The sequence below is a fragment of the Conexibacter sp. W3-3-2 genome (assembly GCF_009707605.1).
GTDB lineage: Bacteria > Actinomycetota > Thermoleophilia > Solirubrobacterales > Solirubrobacteraceae > Paraconexibacter > Paraconexibacter algicola.
Genome location: NZ_WLYW01000001.1, coordinates 4,458,355 through 4,478,874, shown reverse-complemented (window position 1 = coordinate 4,478,874; position 20,520 = coordinate 4,458,355). Strand labels below are relative to the sequence as shown.

Annotated in this window: 21 protein-coding genes and 1 pseudogene; 15 read left to right on the top strand and 7 right to left on the bottom strand. The window is 74.5% G+C overall.

Annotated features, from left to right (window positions below):
- Positions 1–301 precede the first annotated feature (301 nt).
- Together GKE82_RS21450 and GKE82_RS21445 are read left to right on the top strand one after the other, a co-directional pair.
- Complete coding sequence (locus GKE82_RS21450) at positions 302–1,009, top strand: hypothetical protein (protein WP_154734705.1); 708 nt, start codon at positions 302–304, stop codon at positions 1,007–1,009.
- Positions 1,010–1,084: 75 nt separating this feature from the next.
- Entirely contained in the window at positions 1,085–1,792 is a 708-nt protein-coding gene (locus GKE82_RS21445; protein WP_154734704.1) for a septal ring lytic transglycosylase RlpA family protein, read from the top strand.
- Here GKE82_RS21445 and GKE82_RS21440 read toward each other — a convergent pair.
- Positions 1,782–2,771 carry a diguanylate cyclase domain-containing protein gene (locus GKE82_RS21440; protein ID WP_154734703.1) on the bottom strand — a complete coding sequence of 330 codons (990 nt, stop codon included), beginning with the start codon at positions 2,769–2,771 and terminating at the stop codon, positions 1,782–1,784. The two genes, GKE82_RS21445 and GKE82_RS21440, sit on opposite strands and share 11 nt — an antisense overlap.
- A 50-nt stretch (positions 2,772–2,821) precedes the next feature.
- Between GKE82_RS21440 and glp the strand changes: the two genes are divergently transcribed.
- Complete coding sequence (glp, locus tag GKE82_RS21435; RefSeq protein WP_154734702.1) at positions 2,822–4,003, top strand: gephyrin-like molybdotransferase Glp; 1,182 nt, start codon at positions 2,822–2,824, stop codon at positions 4,001–4,003.
- A 5-nt stretch (positions 4,004–4,008) separates the two neighbouring features.
- Here glp and GKE82_RS30145 read toward each other — a convergent pair whose 3' ends face one another.
- A complete protein-coding gene (locus GKE82_RS30145; RefSeq protein WP_107569114.1) occupies positions 4,009–4,899 on the bottom strand; it encodes a DICT sensory domain-containing protein in 891 nt (296 codons plus the stop codon).
- Positions 4,900–5,048: 149 nt separating this feature from the next.
- Here GKE82_RS30145 and GKE82_RS21425 point away from each other — a divergent pair, with 149 nt between their 5' ends.
- Together GKE82_RS21425 and GKE82_RS21420 are read left to right on the top strand one after the other, a co-directional pair.
- Positions 5,049–5,945: an NAD(P)H-binding protein gene (locus GKE82_RS21425; protein WP_309233829.1), complete on the top strand. Its 897-nt coding sequence runs from the start codon at positions 5,049–5,051 to the stop codon at positions 5,943–5,945.
- A 23-nt stretch (positions 5,946–5,968) separates the two neighbouring features.
- The gene (locus tag GKE82_RS21420) at positions 5,969–6,724 is read left to right on the top strand and encodes a hypothetical protein (RefSeq protein ID WP_107569110.1); all 756 of its coding nucleotides are present in this window, start codon (positions 5,969–5,971) and stop codon (positions 6,722–6,724) included.
- On the opposite strand, the gene GKE82_RS21415 is transcribed toward GKE82_RS21420, so the two are convergent.
- A complete protein-coding gene (locus GKE82_RS21415) occupies positions 6,721–7,266 on the bottom strand; it encodes a TetR/AcrR family transcriptional regulator (RefSeq protein WP_154734700.1) in 546 nt (181 codons plus the stop codon). The genes GKE82_RS21420 and GKE82_RS21415 overlap by 4 nt on opposite strands.
- Before the next feature lie 39 nt (positions 7,267–7,305).
- On the opposite strand from GKE82_RS21415, the gene GKE82_RS21410 reads away from it, so the two are divergent.
- The gene (locus GKE82_RS21410) at positions 7,306–7,869 is read left to right on the top strand and encodes a hypothetical protein (RefSeq protein WP_230316249.1); all 564 of its coding nucleotides are present in this window, start codon (positions 7,306–7,308) and stop codon (positions 7,867–7,869) included.
- On the opposite strand, the gene glpX is transcribed toward GKE82_RS21410, so the two are convergent.
- The 4 genes from glpX to GKE82_RS21390 all read right to left on the bottom strand — a co-directional run bounded on the left by glpX (position 7,847) and on the right by GKE82_RS21390 (position 10,859).
- On the bottom strand, positions 7,847–8,845 hold the full coding sequence (gene glpX / locus GKE82_RS21405; protein WP_309233749.1) for a class II fructose-bisphosphatase: 999 nt from the start codon (positions 8,843–8,845) through the stop codon (positions 7,847–7,849). The genes GKE82_RS21410 and glpX overlap by 23 nt on opposite strands.
- A gap of 24 nt (positions 8,846–8,869) precedes the next feature.
- Positions 8,870–9,328, bottom strand: a complete 459-nt coding sequence (locus tag GKE82_RS21400) for a hypothetical protein (RefSeq protein WP_107569106.1) — start codon at positions 9,326–9,328, stop codon at positions 8,870–8,872.
- Between the two features lie 40 nt (positions 9,329–9,368).
- Positions 9,369–9,797 (bottom strand): hypothetical protein, encoded by a 429-nt coding sequence (locus GKE82_RS21395; protein ID WP_154734699.1) that lies wholly within the window; start codon positions 9,795–9,797, stop codon positions 9,369–9,371.
- A gap of 72 nt (positions 9,798–9,869) precedes the next feature.
- Positions 9,870–10,859 carry an NADPH:quinone oxidoreductase family protein gene (locus GKE82_RS21390; RefSeq protein ID WP_154734698.1) on the bottom strand — a complete coding sequence of 330 codons (990 nt, stop codon included), beginning with the start codon at positions 10,857–10,859 and terminating at the stop codon, positions 9,870–9,872.
- A 69-nt stretch (positions 10,860–10,928) separates the two neighbouring features.
- Between GKE82_RS21390 and GKE82_RS21385 the strand changes: the two genes are divergently transcribed.
- The 9 genes and pseudogenes from GKE82_RS21385 to pgl all read left to right on the top strand — a co-directional run bounded on the left by GKE82_RS21385 (position 10,929) and on the right by pgl (position 20,292).
- Positions 10,929–13,697, top strand: a complete 2,769-nt coding sequence (locus GKE82_RS21385; protein ID WP_154734697.1) for a bifunctional transaldolase/phosoglucose isomerase — start codon at positions 10,929–10,931, stop codon at positions 13,695–13,697.
- Between the two features lie 2 nt (positions 13,698–13,699).
- Positions 13,700–14,104, top strand: a pseudogene (locus GKE82_RS29170) (NAD(P)-binding domain-containing protein); the annotation flags it as partial.
- A gap of 100 nt (positions 14,105–14,204) precedes the next feature.
- On the top strand, positions 14,205–14,633 hold the full coding sequence (locus GKE82_RS29165; protein WP_230317156.1) for a hypothetical protein: 429 nt from the start codon (positions 14,205–14,207) through the stop codon (positions 14,631–14,633).
- The gene (zwf, locus tag GKE82_RS21380; protein WP_309233828.1) at positions 14,630–16,174 is read left to right on the top strand and encodes a glucose-6-phosphate dehydrogenase; all 1,545 of its coding nucleotides are present in this window, start codon (positions 14,630–14,632) and stop codon (positions 16,172–16,174) included. Before GKE82_RS29165 ends, zwf begins: the two co-directional genes overlap by 4 nt.
- Positions 16,175–16,178: 4 nt before the next feature.
- Positions 16,179–17,246 (top strand): glucose-6-phosphate dehydrogenase assembly protein OpcA, encoded by a 1,068-nt coding sequence (locus GKE82_RS21375; RefSeq protein ID WP_154734696.1) that lies wholly within the window; start codon positions 16,179–16,181, stop codon positions 17,244–17,246.
- Positions 17,247–17,270: 24 nt separating this feature from the next.
- Positions 17,271–17,504, top strand: coding sequence for an AbrB/MazE/SpoVT family DNA-binding domain-containing protein (locus GKE82_RS21370; RefSeq protein ID WP_154734695.1), 234 nt, complete (start codon positions 17,271–17,273; stop codon positions 17,502–17,504).
- A complete protein-coding gene (locus tag GKE82_RS21365) occupies positions 17,488–17,673 on the top strand; it encodes a hypothetical protein (protein WP_154734694.1) in 186 nt (61 codons plus the stop codon). Before GKE82_RS21370 ends, GKE82_RS21365 begins: the two co-directional genes overlap by 17 nt.
- Entirely contained in the window at positions 17,670–19,610 is a 1,941-nt protein-coding gene (locus GKE82_RS21360; RefSeq protein ID WP_309233748.1) for a glycoside hydrolase family 15 protein, read from the top strand. Before GKE82_RS21365 ends, GKE82_RS21360 begins: the two co-directional genes overlap by 4 nt.
- On the top strand, positions 19,591–20,292 hold the full coding sequence (gene pgl, locus GKE82_RS21355; protein ID WP_309233747.1) for a 6-phosphogluconolactonase: 702 nt from the start codon (positions 19,591–19,593) through the stop codon (positions 20,290–20,292). The genes GKE82_RS21360 and pgl overlap by 20 nt, the downstream gene beginning before the upstream one ends.
- The last annotated feature ends 228 nt before the right edge of the window (positions 20,293–20,520 follow it).

The following is a 20,520-nucleotide window of genomic DNA, read 5'->3' as shown; positions in this document are numbered from 1 at the left end:
TCCGTTTCGTTCACCGGGGTCCTGCGAGACCCGGGATGGTGCTCTGTGCGACTGGTTCGAGGGCGGCTCGGCCGTCACGTGGCCCAACGTAGACCTCAAACGTATGTTCCATGGTACCGCTTTACTTTGTGAAGTCAAGGCGTCGCTGCCCTGGCCGCGCACGTCCTCATCGACTTCTACGTCCAACGCGCGGGTTCGTTTCAGGTCGCGGGGACGAGTTCTGCCCTTCCCGCGGTTTCGGCACCGCGCCGCTGCGTCTTGAGCCGTGCGGATACCCGCTGCGCATGGGAACATGCACCGCGTGACCCCGCCGAAGACCCCGAGTCCCGACGATCAGCCGGGCGTCCTGTCCGGGCTCTCCCGGACGCGTCCGCAGCGGCGCAGCACCAAGCGCCCGGGGTCCGGTCCGGCGCAGGACGCCGCGGAGCCGGCCGCCGCGCCCGCCGCCCGCCGCCCGGCGCGCGCGGCGACGGCCAAGCCCGCCGCCGGCGCCGCGAAGGCCAAGCCGGCGGCCGCCGCGAAGGCCAAGCCGGCCGCTGCTGCGAAGGCCAAGACCGCCGCGGCCGCCGCGAAGGCCAAGCCCGCCCCGACCGCCAAGGCCAAGCCGACCGCCACCGCGAAGGCCAAGCCCGCCGCCACCGCGAAGGCCAAGCCGGCCGCCAAGGCCAAGCCGGCCGCAGGCGCCGCCAAGGCCAAGCCCGCCCCCACCGCGAAGGCCAGCCCGAGCACGGCCCCGAAGCGCAAGCCCGCCCCGACCAGCCGCCGCGCCACCGCGGCGCCCGGGCGCGCGACCGCGACCCCGAAGCGCGTCGAGCCGGTCATGGCCCGCCCCGAGCCCGCCCCCGCGCCGAAGGACACGCCGCCGCCCGCCCCCGCGCGCGCCGAGCCGCCGAGCGGCGTCGAGCTCGTCGCGCAGGCCATCCAGGCCGCCGGCGAGGTCGCCACGCTCGGCGTCGGGATCGGGCGGCAGGTCGCCAAGGGCGTGCTGTCCCGCCTCCCGCGCCCCTGAGCCACCGGCGCCGTCCGCGGCGCCGATAGGCTGGCCCGGTCGGACCGGCCCCCGCGGGCGCGTCCGCGGGGACCCATGACACGCCGTCGCACCCTGTCGTCCTGCCTCGCCCTCGCGGCCGTCGCCGCGACGCCGTGCCCCGCCCGCGCCCAGGAGCCCGCCGGCGGCATCTCCTACGAGCCCGCCCCGCCGGCACTCGACGGGGTCACCGCGGGCGTCCTGCTCTCCCGCCGCAGCGAGCTGCTCGGCAGGCGCCTCACGTTCAAGGGCACGCTCGAGGAGCGGTTCGCCGGCCGCACCGTGGTGCTGCAGCGCCGCCTGCCCGAGGGCGGCTGGGTCGAGCTCGCCCGCACGGTCGCCGACGCCTCCGCGGCGTTCCGCACCGGCTGGCGGACCGACCGCATCGGCCGCCTCGACGTCCGCGCCCTGCCGATCGCCGCCGACGGCGCGCCCTCCCCCGCCACCGCCCCCCGGCGCATCACCGTCTACCGGCCGGCACGGGCGACGTTCTTCGGGCCCGGCCTCTACGGCCGGCAGACCGCGTGCGGGCAGACGCTCACCCCACGCCTGGCCGGGGTCGCGCACCGGACCCTGCCCTGCGGGACGCTCGTCGACCTCCTCTACGCCGGCCGGACCGCCACCGTGCCGGTCGTCGACCGCGGGCCGTTCCGGGCCGGCCACTCCTGGGACCTCACCGCGGCGACCGCGCGCGAGCTCGGCTTCACCACGAGCGACACCATCGGCGCGGTCCGCGTCCGCGACGAGCCGCCCGTCAGCCCGTGACGGGCAGGCCCGCGGCGCGCGCCAGGAACACGCCCTCGTCGGCCCGCTCGGCCAGCGCGTCGACCGCCGTGCCGTCGCGCGGGCACGCCGCCACCCCGACCGACACCGTCAGCCCCGCACCCTGCAGGACGGCGCCGACGCGGATCGCCGCGGCGAGCTCGCGCGCGATCTCGCGAGCCGCGGCCTCGTCCGGCTCGCCCAGCAGCACCCAGTAGCGGCCCGGCTCCTCCCGGACCAGCTGGTCGCCCGGTGACAGGCGCGCCTGCACCGTGCGCTCCAGCTCGTGGATGACGCCGACGAGCTCGTCCGCCTCATGGGCCGCCAGCAGCACGTGCAGGTCGTCGAGCTCCAGCAGCAGCAGCGTGAACGGGCGGCGATCCCGGACGTGGTGCTCGAGCCGCCGCTCGACCGCCGCGCGCCACGAGGAGCGCGCGCCCCGCACGTCCTGGAGCGAGACGACCCCCTCCGGCGGCGCGGCGGCGACCGGGTCCTCGGCCTCCTGCGGCGGCGCGACCGGCGCCTCCAGCGCCTCCAGCGCGCCGGCGGTCACGACCGCGGTGACGTGCGCCACGCGCTCGGCGAGCGCCGCGACCTCCGCGCCCGACGGCGAGCGCAGCTCGCCGAGCAGCGCGCCCAGGACCACCTCCCGCAGCACGTCGACCGCCTCGTGCAGCGCGGCGGGCGTCCGCGCGCCCGTCATCGCGGGGACGCGCGCGGCGAGCCCCGCGTCGGCGCCGGCGAGGTCGAGGCGGCGCAGGCCCTCGTCGCCCGTGACCGCCGCGCAGATCGCCCGGCACAGCGCGGGCGCCTCGTCCCCGAGCGTCGCGGCGGGGACGCGGCCCGCGTCCTGCAGCGGCAGCGCCTGCACCAGCGCCAGCAGCCACGCCTTCGCGAGGCCGGTCCCGCGCGCGTACGGTGCGACGGGCGCGTCCGGGACCGGGCGGGGACGCCGTCGGGTGCTCGCGTCCGCGTCGCGCATCGCGGGGGTTCTACCGGCCTGGGCGGTCGGAGCGCCACTAGATTGCGCAGATGACCTCGCTCCTGCCCGTCGACGCGGCGCGCGCCGCGGTGCTCGCCGCCGTCACCCCGCTGGGCACCGAGGAGGTGCCGCTCGCGCAGGCGCTCGGACGCGTGCTCGCCCGGGACGTGCGCGCCGGCGGGGACGTCCCGCCGTTCCGCAACAGCGCCATGGACGGCTTCGCGGTCGCCGCCGGGCCCGCCGACCGCCGGCTGCGCATCGTCGGCGAGTCGCGCGCCGGCTCGCCCGCCGCGGTCGCCCTCGGGCCCGGGGACGCCGTGCGGATCTCCACCGGTGCGGCGGTCCCCGACGGCGCCGACGCCGTCGTCATGGTCGAGCGCACCGAGGAGCACCCGGACGGCACCGTGACCGTCCACGACGAGGCGACCCCCGACCGCAACGTCCGCGGCGCCGGCGAGGACCTGCGCGCCGGGACCGTCGCGGTGCCGGCCGGCACGACGCTCGGTCCCGCCGCGCTCGGCGTCGCGGCCACCGCGGGCGTCGCGCACGTCACGTGCGCGCGGCGGCCGCGCGTCGCGCTGCTCGCGACCGGGGACGAGCTCGTCCCGATCGGCGAGCCGCTCCCGCCCGGCGGCATCCACGACTCCAACGCCGTCGCCCTGGCCGGGTACGTCGCCCTGGCGGGCGGCGAGGTCGTCTCCCGCACCCGCACCCCGGACACCGCGGAGGCGACGCGCGCCGCGATCCGCGAGGCGCTCGCCGACGCCGACGTGCTGATCTCGACCGGGGGCGTGTCGGTCGGCGCGCACGACCACGTCAAGGACGCGCTCGCCGCCGCCGGCGTCGAGGAGCGGTTCTGGCGCGTGGCGCTCCGTCCCGGCAAGCCCACGTGGTTCGGCGTGCGCGGGGAGCAGCTGGTGCTCGGGCTGCCGGGCAACCCGGTCTCGGCGATGGTCACGTTCCTGCTGTTCGCACGGCCGGCGCTGCTGGCCCTCCAGGGGGCTCCGGCCCTGGCGCCGCGCGACACCGCGGTCCTGACCCGGGCGGTGCCCCGGCACGCGGTCCGCGACGAGATGGTGCGCGTGACGCTCGACGGCGACCGCGCGACCCCGACCGGGCCGCAGGGATCGCACGTGATGACGTCGATGCTCGCCGCGGACGCGCTCGCGCTCGTGCCGATGGGCGAGGGGGAGCTGCCCGCGGGCGCGGAGGTGGCCGTCGAGCGCCTCTAGGGCGCTCAGGCCTCCTCGAGATACGCGACCACGCGGTTGGTCAGCGACGTGAGCGCCGGCGCGGGCTGCTCGACCGCCATCGGCCGGTCGTGCAGGAGCTCCTCCAGCCGCGCCCCGTACGCCGGGTCGGCGCGGCCGGCCAGCCGGGCGGCGACGTGCGTCGCGCGCCGCGTGACCTCCGGGTCGACGGTCCACAGCGACTCGTAGCGGCGACCGAGGTCGTGCGGCCCGCCGGGCTGCGTGTCGCCCGGGATCTCCCAGGCCAGCAGGCACGCCGCGTAGCCGGGCGAGTCGACGATGACCGCCCACTCGTTGCCCAGGGCGTCCTGGGGGTCGATCGGGATCTCCGACGGCCGGCCCTGCTCGTGACGGACCTCGTCGAAGTCGGCGAACACGAACGCGGCGTCGGCCTGGCCGGCGATCCGCGAGTAGCGCGGCTCGACGTCCCGGTAGAACGGGGTGCGCTGGAACGCGCCGACGAGGATCGGGCCGGCGGCGCGGGCGAGCGCCTCGTGCTCGATCGCCCGCGAGAGCGCGATCAGGGTCGACTTGCGCAGGGTCTGCGGCCGGGCCGACGGGTCACTGCCGGCGACCGCCGCGTAGATCGACGGCCGGTCGGACGGTCCACCGGTGTCCCGGGCCCGCGCGATCGCGGCGGGCACCGACAGGCCGCGCTGGCGCAGGGCGACGACGGTCTTGAGCGTCTCGACGTCCGCGGTGCTGTAGCGGCGGTACCCGGAGGCGGTGCGGCGCGGGACCGGGAAGTCGTAGCGCTGCTCCCACATCCGGATGGTGCCCGCGGCGAGTCCGGTGGCCTCGGCCACGTCCTTGATGGCGAGACCGTGGCCGATCTCGACGGGCGACTCGTCGTCCTGGGCAGTGCGGGCGTGCGTCATGGCTCCTCAGACATCAACGAAAGCTTCAACGCGATGTGGAAGGTCAGCGTACCGATCCACCTCGTGATTGCGGTACGCGCACTCCGGGAACCGGGGTCATCGACGTGGCGCCCCGCCACGTACCGCCCCTGTGACCTCCCCCCCAGACCATCCTGCTCACCGGCGCCACCGGCTACGTCGGCGGACAGCTACTGCCCGTCCTCCTCGAGGCGGGCCACCACGTCCGCTGCCTCGTGCGCGACGCGTCACCGCAGCGCCGTTCGCGGTTCCCCGAGCAGGTGGAGGTCGTCGAGGGCGACGTCCTCACCGGGGTCGGCCTCGACGCCGCGCTGGACGGGGTCGACGCCGCCTACTACCTCGTGCACTCGATGGGCCGCGGGAGCGGCTCCACGAGCTCGTTCGCCGACCGCGACAAGCGCGCCGCCGACACCTTCGGCCGCGCCGCCGCGCAGGCGGGCGTCGACCGCGTCGTCTACCTCGGAGGACTCGAGGGCGGGGACACCGAGGACTCCGAGCACCTGCGCAGCCGCGCCGACACCGCCGTCGCCCTGCGCCGCCACGTGCCCGGCGTCGTGCACGTGCGCGCCGCGATGGTCATCGGGTCGGGCAGCGCGTCGTTCGAGATCCTCAGCCACCTCGCGCGCCGCCTGCCGGTGATGCTCACCCCGCGCTGGGTCGAGACGCGCTCGCAGCCCGTCGCGATCGCGGACGTCACCGCGACGCTCGCGCGCCTCGCCACCTGGGAGGACCCGCCCGCCGAGGTCGAGCTCGGCGGCGCCGACGTCCTCAGCTACCGGGAGATGATGCGCCGCTTCGCCGACGTCGCGGACCGCCGTCCGCCGACGATCGTGCCGATCCCGGTGATGACGCCACGGCTCTCCTCCTACTGGGTCAGCCTGTTCACGCCGATCGAGACCGGGCTGGTCCGGCCGCTCGTCGACGGCCTCAGCGCGGAGACGGTCGTGCGGCGGCCGCCCCCCGCCGGGCTCAACGACGCGCCGCTCGGGTTCGACGCCGCGGTCCGGGCGGCACTGCAGGAGGCGTGAGGGGCGTTGTAGCCTCGAGAGCGATGCGACGCCCGTACGCGGTCCTGCTCGCCCTCGTCGGCTCCCTCGTCGGGGCCTTCGTCGTCTTCGTGCTCGGCGCGAGCCGCATCCTCAACCGGGAGAAGCGGTTCGGCAGCACCGTGATCGGCCGGCCCTACGACCGCACCGAGATCGCGCCGTCCGGCGCCGTGCGCTCGATCCAGGGCGCCGACGTCACGCTCAGCGACGAGGACTTCGCGCGGCTGTGGAACCCGGTGCACCTCGAGCGGCTCGCCCGCACGTACTGGGCGTTCCTGACGCGCGTGTCGCTCGGCCTGATCCGCGTCGAGTACACCGAGCGCGAGCGGCACGTCGTGCTCGTGCGCTCGCCGCTGCGGCTGCTGAGCTTCTGCGCCCCCGAGTACGAGATGGACAGCAACCGCGGGATCGTGCGGTGGCGCATCGAGAAGGGCATCCTCGTCGCACCGGGCGGCCGCGGCGGCGACGGCTACCTCGAGCTCGACGTCCAGCGGCTGCCGTCGGTCCTGCCGGGGAAGTCGATGATGCACGTCGACGTCGAGGTCGCGAACTTCTACCCGGCGATCGCCCACAGCCTCAGCAAGTTCCTGTACGCCAACACGCAGTCGCGGATCCACGTGATCGTCACGCACGGCTTCCTGCGCTCGCTGGCGAAGGGGAAGCTCTCGGAGTCGGTCGCCGGGCGGTTCGCGGTGCCCGCGACGCCGGAGGAGACGCCGGATCCCGTGCCCGAGCGCGAGAAGGCGACCTCGGCCGTCTAGGCCTCCTGCGCGCGGGCGACGGCCGCGCGCAGCAGCGCCCGCTGGCGGTCCGGCGCGGTCACCGCCGGGTCGAGCAGGGCGTGCAGGGCGAGCCCGTCGACGGCGGCGTGCAGCAGCTCGCCACGGGCCGCGTCGCCGCCCGCGACGCGGACGCACAGCCCGCGCAGCGCGACGTGGGTGCGATCGCGCAGCGCCCGCAGATCGGGGTCGCTCAGCGCGACCGCGGTGAAGGCCAGCCAGACCTGCGCCTCCGCGCGACGCTCGTCGTCCAGCGGCAGCGTCTCCTCGAGGATCGCGACCGGGTCGGGGTCGGGCCCGAGCGCGGCGATCCGCTCCCCCACGCGGGTGATGACGAGCTCCATCGCGTGGACGAGCAGCGCGTCGTGGGAGGCGAAGTAGTGGCGCACGGCACCCAGGGACCAGCCCGCCTCGGCGGCGACGCGGCGCAACGTCACGGCGGCCGGTCCCTCGCGGCGCAGGAGCGCCCAGAGCGCCTGCGCGATCTCGCGGCGGCGGGCGTCGTGGTCGACGATCTTCGGCATCCGGGTTTCTTTTTAGCGCAGTCGTGCTAGAACAGGGTCGTGCTCTACGCCGTCATCATCGCCTGCGAGATCGGCTTCTGGGTCGTCCTCGCCGCCGGGCTCCTTGCCCGCTACGCTCTGCGCCGCCGCCGGCTCTCGACCGCGCTGCTCGTCGCCGCCCCGCTCGTCGACGTCGTCCTCCTGGCCGCCACCGTCGCCGACCTGCGCGGCGGCGCCACCGCCAACGCCTCCCACGGGCTCGCCGCCGCCTACATCGGCTTCTCGATCGCCTTCGGGCACCGGCTCGTGCGGCGCGCCGACGCGCACGCCGCCCACCGCCTGGCCGACGGCCCGAAGCCGCCGAAGCCGCCGCGCGGCGGCCCCGCGCGGGCCGCGTACGAGTGGCGGCTGTGGCTGCACGCCGTCCTCGCGGGGGCGATCACCTGCGCGCTGATCGCCGGTGCGATCGCGCTCGTCGGCGACGCCGCCCGCACCGAGGAGCTCGAGTCCTGGTTCCCGCGCGTCGGGACGGTCGTCGGCGTCTGGGGCGTGATCGCGCTGAGCTACGTGCTCTTCCCCGGCGCCGACCGCGACCGTCCGCCTAGCCGTACATCTCCGGGTTGAGGTCGCGCAGCTTGGCCCGGTTGTGCTGGGCCATGATCCGCCGCACCGTGCCCGAGCGGGAGCGCATCACCAGCGACTCCGTCGTCCACGAGCCCGCGCCCTGGGAGCGCACGCCCTGCAGCAGGTCGCCGTCGGTCACGCCGGTGGCGCTGAAGAAGCAGTCGTCCCCGGTCACCAGGTCGTCCTGGCTGAGCTGGCGGTCGAGGTCGTAGCCGGCGTCGATCGCCGCCTGCTTCTCGCCCTCGTCGCGCGGCCACAGGCGACCGATCAGCCCGCCGCCGATGCACTTCACCGCGGCCGCCGCCAGGACGCCCTCGGGCGTGCCGCCGACGCCCCAGAGGAGGTCGATCGGGCGGTCGGGGCTGACCGCGACGAGCACCGCGCTGACGTCGCCGTCGGAGATCAGGCGCACGCGCGCACCCGCGTCGCGGATCTCCTTGATGCCGTCCTCGTGGCGCGGACGGTCCAGGACGATCACCGTCAGGTCGTTCACCGCGCACGCGCGGCGCTGCGCCATGAGCTTCAGCGTCTCGCCGATCGGCCGGTCGAGGTCGAGCAGGTCGGCCACGTCCGCGCCCGCCGCGAGCTTCTCCATGTAGACGCACGGGCCCGGATCGAACATCGTGCCCTTCGGCGACAGCGCGATCACCGACAGCGCGTTGGGCATGCCCTTCGCGCACAGGGTCGTGCCCTCCAGCGGGTCGACCGCGATCTCCATCTCGGGACCGGTCCCGTCGCCGACGGACTCGCCGTTGAACAGCATCGGGGCCTCGTCCTTCTCGCCCTCGCCGATGACGACGACGCCGTTCATCGCGACCCCGTCGAGCACGCCGCGCATGGCGTCGACGGCGGCCTGGTCGGCGGCGATCTTGTCGCCCTTGCCGGCGAGCTTCGCGGCGGCGAGCGCACCGGCCTCGGTCACGCGGACCAGCTCGAGGGCGAGGTTTCTGTCGGGACGGTTCGTCGTCGTGGTCACGACGCGGAGCCTATGGGGTGACGCTCAGAGCGTGCCGGGCGGCTTGCGCCGCATCTCGCTCTCCTGCTGGCGCATCACCGACCCGGCGAGCATCAGGACCGCCCCGAGGAAGGCCACGAACCAGCCGAACTTCAGGTCGATCTGCCCCGAGGGCTGCCCCGGCCGGTCGATCAGGCCGATGTAGGCGAGGATGCCGATCGCCGCGATCCCGACGATCGAGGTCACCTGGCCGCGCGGCCACGACAGCTCGTGGTCGCGGGCGATGATGTAGGCGAGCACCAGCGGGGCGACCGCGGCGGCGAGGAACAGCCACTTGAGGATCCCGAAGGTCTGCCACGCCGACAGCTCGAACATGCCGGTGCGCCCGGCGAGCTCCGCGTTCTCGTTGCCGCCCGCGTACCACTTGAGGAACACGCCCAGCAGGAGCAGCAGCCCTCCCGCGACCGCGATGTACTCGCCCCGGCTGACCCGCTTGAGATCCATGCGGGCGACCCTATCCGAGCGCCCGACCGTCCCGCGTCGATCAGCCGGTTTCGAGATCGACGGACGCGGCGATCGCCAGGACGGCGGGCAGCTCCCAGGGTCCCTGCGCCGTCAGCCGCAGGTGCAGGCTCGTGGTGCGCCAGCGCAGCTCCCAGACCGGGCGCAGCGACACGATCGCCTCCGGCAGCGGCGCGCGGCGCACGGTGACGTGCCGGCCGGCGAGCTCGATCCGGGTCGCGTCGACCTCGTCGTCGGGCAGCTGCCCGGGGGGCGGCTCGTGGCCCGCGTAGAGCGCCAGCCGGCCGGGGCTGCCCTCGCGGGTGTCGTCGAGGTTCCACTCGATCTCGACGCCCGCACCCGGGAGGCGGCGCACCTCGACCCAGCGCGCCAGCGGCAGCGCCGCCGTCGGCAGGGGGAAGCGGCGACCGAGGGCGGCGTCCGCCTCGGCGATCCCGGAGAGGGGCTCCATCCCCCCCACCCTAGTCCTGCCCGGCCGCCGGTCGCCGGACGTCCCACCCGCAGGGACGTCCGGCCGCGGGACTCAGAGCTCGAGGACGACCTTGCCCAGCGCGCCCCGCCCCTCGAGCAGCTCCAGCGCGCGGCCGGCCTCCTCCAGGCCGAAGCGGGCGCCGACCGGCGGGCGCACGTGGCCCTCGTCCATCAGCCGCGCGAGCACGTCGCCCGCCTCGGCCGCGTAGGCCATCCCGCCCGAGAACAGGTACTCGCCCCAGCCCGCACCGACGACCTCGGTGTTGCGCAGCAGCAGCCGGTTGACCTTCACCTCCGGGATCGAGCCGGCGGTGAAGCCGACGACCACGGCCCGGCCGGTCCGCGCCAGCGACCGCAGGCTGTCGGTGAAGCGGTCCCCGCCGACCGGGTCGATGACGACGTCGACCCCGCGGCCCTCGGTGAGCGCGAGCGCCTCGTCCTTCCAGGCCCCGTCGGAGCGCACGACCTCGTCGGCGCCCGCCTCGCGGGCGACGCGCTCCTTCTCGTCGCTGGAGACGACCGCGATCGTCCGCGCTCCGAGGCCCTTGGCGACCTGGAGCGTCGCGGTGCCGACGCCGCCCGCGGCGCCGTGGACGAGCACCGTCTCACCCGCCGCCAGCCGCCCGCGGGTCACGAGCGAGAAGTAGGCCGTGTGGTAGTTCAGGACGAGCGCCGCGCCCTGCGCGAAGTCGAGCGCGTCGGGCAGCGCGAACGTCATCGCGACCGGCGCGACCGCCACCTCCGCCCAGCCGCCGAGCACGCAGAAGCCCGCGACCCGGTCGCCCGGCGCGAACCCGCTGCCCTCGGGCGCGCTGCGCACCACGCCGCCGACCTCGCTGCCCGGCACGAACGGCAGGTCGGGCTTCATCTGGTACTGGCCGCGGGTCTGCAGCAGCTCCGGGAACGACACCCCGGCGGCACGCACGTCGATCACGACGCCCGCGCCCGGCGACATGAAGTGGGAGGGCTCCGGCTCGGGGACGTCGACCACGCGCAGCGCGGTCGAGGGTCCGGTCAACTCGACGATCTGGACGGCCTTCATGAAGGCGGACGCTACCCCACCGCCCCCCGGTCCGAAGACCCGCCTTGCGGCGCATGAAAGGGTTGCGCCATGAGCCAGACGGTGCCCGCCAACGAACGACTCTCCGCCCTGACCGCCGCCGGGACGAGCGCGTGGCTCGACCAGATCCGGCGGGACCTCCTCGCCGACGGGGAGCTCGGGCGGATGGCGCAGGCCTACTCGCTGCGCGGCGTCACCTCCAACCCGGCGATCTTCGAGAAGGCGATCCTCGGCTCCGACGACTACGACGAGCAGATCCGGTCGCTGGCCCGGGACGGCGCCGACGCGCACGCGATCTACGAGGCGATCGCCCTCCAGGACGTGCGGGACGCCTGCGACGTCCTGGGCCCCGTGCACGCCGCCAGCGGTGGCGCCGACGGCTTCGTGTCGCTCGAGGTCGACCCCGGGCTCGCCCACGACGCCGACGGCACGATCGTGCAGGCCCGCGCCTACTGGGAGGCGCTGGACCGCCCCAACGCGATGATCAAGATCCCGGGGACCGACGCGTGCGTGCCCGCGATCGAGCAGGCGATCTACGAGGGCATCAACGTCAACGTCACGCTCCTCTTCAGCGTCGCCGCCTACGAGCGCGTCGCCGACGCGTACCTGCGGGGCCTCGAGCGCCGCCACGCCGAGGGCCTGCCGCTCGACGTGCACTCGGTCGCCTCGTTCTTCGTCTCCCGCGTCGACACCGAGGTCGACCGCCGCCTGCGCGAGCGCGGCCGCGAGGACCTCGCCGGACGGGCCGGCCTGGCCAACGCCCGCGCCGCCTACCACCGCTTCCGCGCGCTCTTCGACGGGGACCGCTTCGCCCCGCTGCGGGCGGCGGGCGCCGCGGTCCAGCGGCCGCTGTGGGCGTCGACCGGCGTCAAGGACCCCGCCTACCCCGACACCCTGTACGTCGACGGGCTCGTCGGCCCCGACACCGTCAACACGATGCCGCTCGCGACGCTCGAGGCGGCCGCGAAGCGCTCGGACCCGGCCGCGTTCGCCGTCGACGGGACGCCGACCGCCGCGCTGGACCCCAGCGCCGACCTCGCCGCCCTCGCCGAGGCCGGGATCGACCTCGACGACGTCACCGACACGCTCCTGCGCGAGGGCATCGCCGCGTTCGTCACGCCGATGGAGCAGCTGCTCGCCGGGATCGAGGAGGCGCGCGCCGCCGCGGCCGCCGACCCGGTCCCCGCCGTCGGCGCGCAGCTGCCCGACGCGCTGGCGCAGGCCGTCGAGGAGCGCGTCGCCCGGGCCGTCGAGGCCGACGTCATCGCGCGGATCTGGGCGATCGACGACACCGTCTTCGGCCCCGCCGGACAGCCGGAGGTCGCCGACCGGCTCGGCTGGCTGACGATCGCCGACCGGCTCGCCGACGAGGTCGGCGAGCTCGTCGGCTTCGCGCGGGGCGTGCGCGACGACGGCATCGAGCACGTCGTGCTGCTCGGCATGGGCGGCTCCTCGTTGGCGCCCGAGGTCGTGCGCCGCAGCTTCGGCGACCAGGCCGGCTGGCCCGCGCTGCTGATGCTCGACTCCACCGACGCGACCGCCGTGCGCCGCGCGCAGGACGCGGTCGACCTGCGCCGCACGCTGTTCGTCGTGTCGACGAAGTCGGGCGGCACGATCGAGACGCTCAGCGCGTTCGAGCACTTCCACGCGGTCATGTACGACACGGTCGGCGCCGAGGCCGCCGGCCGACACTTCGTCGCGATCACCGACCCGGGGTCCTCGCTCGTCGACCTCGCGGCCGCGCGCGGCTTCCGCCGCACGTTCCTCAACGACCCCGACATCGGCGGCCGCTACAGCGCGCTCTCGTACTTCGGGCTCGTGCCCGCCGCCCTGATGGGCGCCGACCTGCCCGCGCTCGTGGACGGCGCGAGCGCCGCGGCGCGCGACTGTCGCGCCACGCCGCCCGCACCGGGCGGCGGCGGCTGGCTGGGCTGCGCGATCGGCGAGCTCGCCCAGCACGGCCGCGACAAGCTGACGTTCGTCGTCGACCCGCCGCTGGAGGCGTTCGGCCTGTGGGTCGAGCAGCTCATCGCCGAGTCGACCGGCAAGGAGGGGCGCGGCATCCTGCCGGTCGCCGACGAGCCGCTCGGCGACGCCGACGCCTACGGGCCCGACCGCGTGCTCGTGCACCTGCGCGCCGACGGCGGTGACGGCGCCCACGACGGGCGGCTCGCCGCGCTCGCCGCCGCCGGGCACCCGGTGCTGACGATGCCCGTCCACGGGCCCGGGGACCTCGGGCGCATCTTCCTGCTGTGGGAGTTCGCGACCGCCGTCGCCGGCTGGGCGCTCGGGATCAACCCGTTCGACCAGCCCAACGTCGCCGAGGCGAAGGAGGCGACGAAGGCCGTGCTCGCCGACGGGCTCGACGGCGCCCCCGAGGCCGACGCCGACGACGCCGCCCTCGGCGCGCTGCTCGCGGGCCTGCGCGACCAGGACGGCGGGTACCTCGCGATCATGGGCTACCTCGAGCCGTCCGCGGCCTTCGACGACGCCGTCGCCGAGCTGCGCGCGACGGTCCGCGACGCGACGGCCCGAACGACGACCTTCGGCTATGGGCCCCGGTTCCTGCACTCCACCGGCCAGTTCCACAAGGGCGGCCCGGCCGTGGGGTCGTTCCTGCAGCTCGTGCACGACCGCGGCGAGGACGTCGCGATCCCCGGGCAGACCTTCGGCTTCACGACGCTCAAGCACGCGCAGGCGCTGGGTGACCTGCGCACGCTGCGCGCCCACGGCCGGCCGGCCGAACGTCTCACCCTGGAGGGCGACGATCCCGTCGCCGCCCTGCGGGCCGTCACCGCACGACTGAAGGAGCTCCTCTAGCCATGGCATCGATCGGGTTCGTCGGCCTCGGCCGCATGGGCGGCAACATGGTCGCCCGCATCAAGCGCGACTCCGACCACGAGGTGGTCGCGTTCGACTTCGACAAGGCCGCGGTGAAGAAGGCGGTCGAGCACGGCGCGATCGGCGCGTCCTCGCTCGCCGACCTCGTCAAGAAGCTCCCCGCGCCGCGCCTGGTGTGGATCATGGTCCCCGCCGGCGACCCGACCCAGCAGACGATCGACAAGCTCGAGAAGCTGCTCGAGAAGGGCGACACGATCATCGACGGCGGCAACTCCAAGTGGACCGACGACAAGGCCCGCGCCGCCGCACTCAAGCCGTCCGGGATCTCCTACGTCGACGTCGGCACCTCCGGCGGCGTCTGGGGCCTGGAGGTCGGCTACTGCATGATGGTCGGCGGCCCGAAGACCGCGGTGAAGCGGCTCTCCCCGATCCTCGACGTGCTCGCCCCGAAGCCCGACGAGGGAGCACGGGCCCGGCTGGCAGCACATGGGCCCCGTCGGCGCCGGCCACTACGTGAAGATGGTCCACAACGGCATCGAGTACGGCCTCATGCAGGCCTACGCCGAGGGCTTCGACCTCTTCGACAAGAGCGAGTACGACCTCGACAACGCGAAGATCGCGCACCTGTGGATGCAGGGGAGCGTCGTGCGGTCCTGGCTGTGCGAGCTCGCCGCCCGCGCCTTCGAGCAGGAGGGCAACGACCTCGCCTCGCTCGACGGCTTCACCGCCGATTCCGGCGAGGGCCGCTGGACGCTCGAGGACGCGATGGACAAGGACGTCCCCACCCCGGTCATCACCGCCTCGCTGCACGCCCGCTTCTACTCGCGCGGCAACGGCGACTTCACCCACCGGATGCTGAGCGCCCTGCGCGCCCAGTTCGGCGGCCACGCGACCGTGAAGGCCGCGAAGAAGTGAGCACCCCCGGTCCGGACGAGAACCCGCTCGTCGAGGGGCTGGAGCGCCTGCCGGTCCACCCCACGTCGCTCGTCATCTTCGGCGGCCTCGGCGACCTCGCCAAGCGCAAGCTCCTCCCCGCCCTCTACAACCTCGCGCACGAGGGCGCGCTGCCCGAGCGCTTCCACCTCGTCGGGACCTCGCGCAGCGAGATGACCGACGAGGAGTTCCGCAAGGAGGCCGCGGAGGCGATCCGCGAGCACTCGCGGCGCGAGCCGGACGAGACCGTGCTCGAGGCGCTGCTCGCGGACGTCCGCTGGGTCGCGGGCACGTTCGACTCGGCCTCCGTCTACGAGGGCATCGCGAAGGTCCTGGGCGAGTTCGACGAGGGCGCGGGCGCCCTGACGCTGAACCGCGCGTTCTACCTGTCGACCGCGCCCGACTTCTTCCCCGTGATCGTCGAGCAGCTCGGCGCCCATGGCCTGCACGAGCTGCCCGACGAGGGCGAGGTGCGGATCATCATCGAGAAGCCGTTCGGCACGACGCTCGCCAGCGCGATCGACCTGAACCAGAAGGTCCTGTCGGTGTTCTCCGAGCAGCAGGTCTTCCGGATCGACCACTACCTCGGCAAGGAGACGGTCCAGAACATGCTGGCCTTCCGGTTCGCGAACCGGATGTTCGAGCCGGTCTGGAACCGCGACCACATCCAGTCGGTGCAGATCACCGCGTCGGAGGACATCGGGATCGGCTCGCGGGCGGGGTACTACGACCAGGCGGGTGCGCTGCGCGACCTCGTCCAGAACCACATGATGCAGCTGCTCTGCCTGCTCTGCATGGAGCCGCCCATCGACCTCGGCGCCGACGAGGTCCGCAACGAGAAGGTCAAGGTCCTCAAGGCGATCCGGCCGCCCGCGCCCGACGAGGTCGACCAGATGGCGGTCCGCGCGCAGTACGCGAAGGGCAGCGCCGGCGGCGAGGACGTGCCCGGCTACCTCGACGAGGCCGACGTCCCGGCGGACTCCAACACCGAGACCTACGCGGCCCTGCGGCTGCACGTGCAGAACTGGCGCTGGGCGGGCGTGCCGTTCTACCTGCGCACCGGCAAGCGGTTGGCGCGCAAGGTGACGGAGATCGCGGTGACGCTCAAGCCCGTCCCGCACGTCGCGTTCGGCGGATCGGACCCCGCCCACCCCACCACGCTCATGCCCAACCAGCTCGTGCTGACCATGCAGCCCAACGAGGGCGTCTCGCTGTCGCTCGGCGCGAAGATCCCCGGGACGCGCATGCGGATCCGGCCCGTGCAGATGGACTTCCAGTACGGGACCGCGTTCGTGTCGCAGTCCCCCGAGGCCTACGAGCGGCTGATCATGGACGCGATGCGCGGCGACGCGACGCTCTTCACCCGCAACGACGAGGCCGAGGCGCAGTGGCGCATCTGCGACCCCATCGTCTCCACCTGGGAGGCGACGCCCGGGCCGCTGCCGCAGTACGAGGCCGGCTCGCAAGGGCCCGTCGAGGCGGCATCGCTGCTGCGCGAGATCGACAGCTGGCGGCGGATCTAGCGCGATGGCCGGGAGCACGACCGACAACGTCTGGCGCGAGCAGGACACCACGCCGACCGCGATCGAGGCGGCGATCCGGCAGCTCGAGCACGACCGCGTCCAGGAGCACCCGGGCTACGTCCAGTCGCGCGTGCTCAACCTCGTGCTCGTCGTCGACCGCGAGTGGAGCGGCGAGATCGCCAACCGGCTGCGGAAGGTCGGCCGGTTCCACCCGTCCCGCACGATCGTCTGCTCGATCGGCCCCCGGCAGACCTCGCTCGACGCGCTGGTCACCGTCGCCGCTCCCGGCGACCTGCGCGACGGCGAGATCGCGCCGACCCGCGAGACCGTCGTCGTGGAGATGGGGTCGCGGCACGTGCCCGGCATCGACACGATCGTCGACCCGCTCGTCAAGACCGATCTCCCGACGCTCGTCTGGGCGCCGCACGGCCACCACGACGCGGTCGAGCAGCTGCTGGAGCTGTCGCAGATCGTGCTGCTCGACTCGGTCGACGAGCCTGAGCCCGGCGAGGCGATCCGACGGGCGCTCGCGCTCACCGAGCGGAGCTACCTCGTCGACCTCGCCTGGCTGCGGTCCACCCCCTGGCGCGAGCGGATCGCCGGCACGTTCGATCCGGCAAACCGCCGGCGCGACCTCGGCGCGCTGACCCGGCTGGAGATCCGCCACCACCCCGACTCGCTCGCCGCCGGGCTGCTGCTCGCCGGCTGGCTCGCCTCCCGCCTGGGCTGGGAGCCCAGCGCGCTCGTGCACCACGGCGGCGGCTGGCGCGGCAGGCTCCACGCCCGCCGGCAGGACGTGACGCTCGACCTCGTGCCCGACCGGTCGTTGACCGTGCCGGGCCTGGCGGGCATCACCGTCGAGACCGCGCGCGGCGAGACCCGCACGCTGGACCGGGGTCCTGGCGGCCTGTCCGCGCGGCTCACCCGCCGGGACGGCAGCACCCAGGACTGGACCGTGCTCGGCGCCTCACGCGGCGAGTCCGGGATCCTCGGTGAGGGCATCCGCCAGGCGCTCCTGCGCGACCGCACGTACCTGCCCGCCCTGCGGGTCGCGGAGGCCCTGGTGCGCTGACCATCGCGGTGGTAGCGTCGAGCCATGCGCGCAACCATCGATCAGGCAGGACCGCTGGTGATGCCCAAGCAGCTGCGCGACCACCTCGGCCTTCGTCCCGGGCCGATCGAGGTCCTCGCCGACGGCACCGACCTCCGCGTCCGCTCCGTGGCCGACGACACGCTCGGGGGAGCGGGCGATCGGCTCGTCATCCCGGTTACCGGCACCGCGGTGAGCGATGACGACGTGCAGGCGCTGCTGGATGCCGACCGCGGCTGACCGGGCCGCGACCTTCCCGCTCCCCGCCCAGCTCTCCCCCGATGCAGCCGCGACGCTGCTCGGCGAGCTCGCCGAAGCGGAGATCGGGGGCGGCGCGGTCTACGACGGACTCGTCGGCGCGCTCCCGTGTGCCGGACGTCGACGTCGAGCTGCTGGGATGACGACGTGAGGCGCCTGGCCACCGGTGTGGACGTCCCCCTGGGCGGCAGCCCGTTCCCGCCGATCGGCGACTACGCGTTCCTCTCGGACTGCGAGGTCACGGCGTTGATCGCCCCCGGTGGCAACGTCGAGTGGATGTGCCTGCCGCGGATGGACGGGCCCTCGGTCTTCGGGGCGATCCTCGACCGCGACGCGGGGTACTTCCGCGTCGCCCCGACCGGCGTCGCCGTTCCCGCCGGCCGGCGCTACGTCCCCGGCACGATGATCCTCGAGACGACCTGGCAGACGCGGACCGGGTGGGCGATCGTCCGCGACGTCCTGCTCGTGGGGCCGTGGCACCACGAGCAGGAGCGCTCGCGCACGCACCGCCGCGCACCCAACGACCACGACGCCGACCACGTCCTGCTGCGCACGATCCGCTGCGTCAACGGCCAGGTCGAGATGACCGCCGACTGCGACCCGAAGCTCGACTACGGTCGGGCGCGCGTGGAGTGGGAGTACGACGGTGACGGCTACGGCGCGGTCGTCGGGACGGCCGACGGCCACGACCTGGAGCTGCGGCTCACGACCGACCTGCGCCTGGGCATCGAGGGCGGCCATGCGATCGTCCGCACGACCCTGCACGACGGCGACGAGCGGTTCGTCGCCCTCTCGTGGACCGAGCACGCCGCCCCGACCGACTACGCGGACGCGTACGCGCGGCTCGTGGGCACGGCCGACTTCTGGCACGACTGGCTGTCCCGCGGTGAGTTCCCCGACCATCCGTGGCGCGCGCACCTGCAGCGCAGCGCGCTGACGCTCAAGGGCCTGAGCTACGCGCCGACGGGCGCGCTGACCGCCGCGACCACCACGTCGCTGCCGGAGACCCCGGGCGGCGAGCGCAACTGGGACTACCGCTACGCCTGGATCCGCGACTCCACCTTCTCGCTGTGGGCGCTCTACTCGCTGGGGTTCGACTGGGAGGCCAGCGACTTCTTCGCGTTCATCAAGGACGTCGCGTCCGAGGACGAGGACCTGCAGGTCATGTACGGCATCGGCGGCGAGCGCACCCTCACCGAGACGACCCTCGACCACCTCGACGGGTACGAGGGCGCCAAGCCCGTGCGCATCGGCAACGGGGCCTTCGACCAGCGTCAGCACGACGTCTGGGGCGTCTACCTCGACTCGGTCTACATCCACACGAAGTCGCGCGACCAGCTCCCGGAGTCGCTGTGGCCGGTGCTCTCGCACCAGGTCGAGTGCGCGATCGAGCACTGGCGCGAGCCCGACCGGGGGATCTGGGAGGTCCGCGGGGAGCCGAAGCACTTCGTCAGCTCCAAGGTCTTCTGCTGGGTCGCCTGCGACCGTGGGGCACGGCTCGCACGGCTGCGCCAGGACGGCGAGACCGCCGAGCGGTGGCAGCGCGCCGCCGACGAGATCCGCGAGGACGTCCTGACGCACGGAACCGACGACCGCGGGGTCTTCACCCAGCACTACGACACCGACGCGCTGGACGCCAGCTGCCTGCTGCTGCCGCTGCTGCGCTTCCTGCCGCCCGACGACGAGCGGATCGTCGCGACGGTCGAGGCGATCGCCCAGGAGCTCGCCGTCGACGGGCTGCTGCTGCGGTACAAGGTCGACGAGACCGACGACGGCCTGCACGGCGAGGAGGGGGCGTTCGTCATCTGCTCGTTCTGGCTCGTCAGCGCGCTCGCCGAGATCGGCCAGACGCACCGGGCGCGCGCCCTCTGCGAGAAGCTCCTCGGGTACGCCTCGCCGCTGCTGCTCTACGCCGAGGAGATCGACGCGCGCAACGGTCGGCACCTCGGCAACTTCCCCCAGGCCTTCACCCATCTCGCACTCATCAACGCCGTGCTGCACGTGATCCGGGCGGACACGCAGCTCGCGGCCGAGCACCCACACCTCGACGCCGCCCGCCAGGAGCGCCGTGACGCGGATCACCCCTGAGTCCTTCCCCGACGCGGAGTCGCTGGCCGTCGCGGTCGCGGACCGCCTCGACCGCGAGGTCCGCGCCGCCGTGTCGGCCCGTGGCGTCGCGAACGTGGCGCTGTCGGGCGGCCGCACCTACCGCCGTGCCTACGAGCTGCTCGCCGAGCGCGCGAGCGGCTGGCGGGACACGCACCTCTGGTACGCCGATGAGCGCTGCGTGCCGCCCGACGACCCCGAGTCGACCCATCGGCTCGTCGTCGAGACCCTCCTGGCGCAGGACCCCGCCGGCGTGACCGAGCACCGGATCCTCGGCGAGCTCGACGATCCCGACTCGGCCGCGCGCGCGTACGCGGGCGAGCTGCGCTCGACGATCCTCGACGTCGTCCTGCTCGGGCTCGGGGAGGACGGTCACACCGCATCGCTCTTCCCCTACTCGACCGAGCTCGACACGTTCACCGGCGGACCGCGCGTGCTGGCGGTGCGCGACGCCCCCAAGCCGCCGCCCAACCGGGTGACGCTGACGCTCGAGACGCTCGGCAAGGCCCGTGCGCTGGTGCTCGCCGCATCGGGCGAGGGCAAGCGCGACGCGCTGCGCAAGGCGCTCGGGTCCCCCTCGCCCGCGACACCGGCGTCGCTGCTGCGGCGGGACCGGCTCACGGTGCTGGCCGACGCCGACGCCCTCGGTCGCGCCGTCGGCTGACGGGCGGCGCTGGACGGTCGTTCGACCCACCCCCAGGGAGCGCTACACCGATCGTCCAGACCTGCCGAGACCTGCAGGGTGGCGTCGTCGTCCAGCAGCGTGAAGCAGGCCCGGGCCAAAGCCCGCAAGCGGGCTGCCGCGAAGAAGAAGGCGGCGCAGAAGCGCAAGCCGTCGAGCCCCGCCAAGAAGAAGCTCACCAAGCCGAAGGCGACCACCTGTCGCACCCGG

What these genes read in the sequence shown, in the direction of transcription:
- GKE82_RS21445 (WP_154734704.1), top strand. Translation starts at nt 1,085, where the DNA reads ATGACACGCCGTCGCACCCTGTCGTCCTGCCTCGCCCTCGCGGCCGTC.
- GKE82_RS21440 (WP_154734703.1), bottom strand. Translation starts at nt 2,771, where the DNA reads ATGCGCGACGCGGACGCGAGCACCCGACGGCGTCCCCGCCCGGTCCCG.
- glp (WP_154734702.1), top strand. Translation starts at nt 2,822, where the DNA reads ATGACCTCGCTCCTGCCCGTCGACGCGGCGCGCGCCGCGGTGCTCGCC.
- GKE82_RS30145 (WP_107569114.1), bottom strand. Translation starts at nt 4,899, where the DNA reads ATGACGCACGCCCGCACTGCCCAGGACGACGAGTCGCCCGTCGAGATC.
- GKE82_RS21420 (WP_107569110.1), top strand. Translation starts at nt 5,969, where the DNA reads ATGCGACGCCCGTACGCGGTCCTGCTCGCCCTCGTCGGCTCCCTCGTC.
- GKE82_RS21415 (WP_154734700.1), bottom strand. Translation starts at nt 7,266, where the DNA reads ATGCCGAAGATCGTCGACCACGACGCCCGCCGCCGCGAGATCGCGCAG.
- GKE82_RS21400 (WP_107569106.1), bottom strand. Translation starts at nt 9,328, where the DNA reads ATGGATCTCAAGCGGGTCAGCCGGGGCGAGTACATCGCGGTCGCGGGA.
- GKE82_RS21395 (WP_154734699.1), bottom strand. Translation starts at nt 9,797, where the DNA reads ATGGAGCCCCTCTCCGGGATCGCCGAGGCGGACGCCGCCCTCGGTCGC.
- GKE82_RS21390 (WP_154734698.1), bottom strand. Translation starts at nt 10,859, where the DNA reads ATGAAGGCCGTCCAGATCGTCGAGTTGACCGGACCCTCGACCGCGCTG.
- GKE82_RS21385 (WP_154734697.1), top strand. Translation starts at nt 10,929, where the DNA reads ATGAGCCAGACGGTGCCCGCCAACGAACGACTCTCCGCCCTGACCGCC.
- GKE82_RS29165 (WP_230317156.1), top strand. Translation starts at nt 14,205, where the DNA reads ATGGGCCCCGTCGGCGCCGGCCACTACGTGAAGATGGTCCACAACGGC.
- GKE82_RS21375 (WP_154734696.1), top strand. Translation starts at nt 16,179, where the DNA reads ATGGCCGGGAGCACGACCGACAACGTCTGGCGCGAGCAGGACACCACG.
- GKE82_RS21370 (WP_154734695.1), top strand. Translation starts at nt 17,271, where the DNA reads ATGCGCGCAACCATCGATCAGGCAGGACCGCTGGTGATGCCCAAGCAG.
- GKE82_RS21365 (WP_154734694.1), top strand. Translation starts at nt 17,488, where the DNA reads ATGCCGACCGCGGCTGACCGGGCCGCGACCTTCCCGCTCCCCGCCCAG.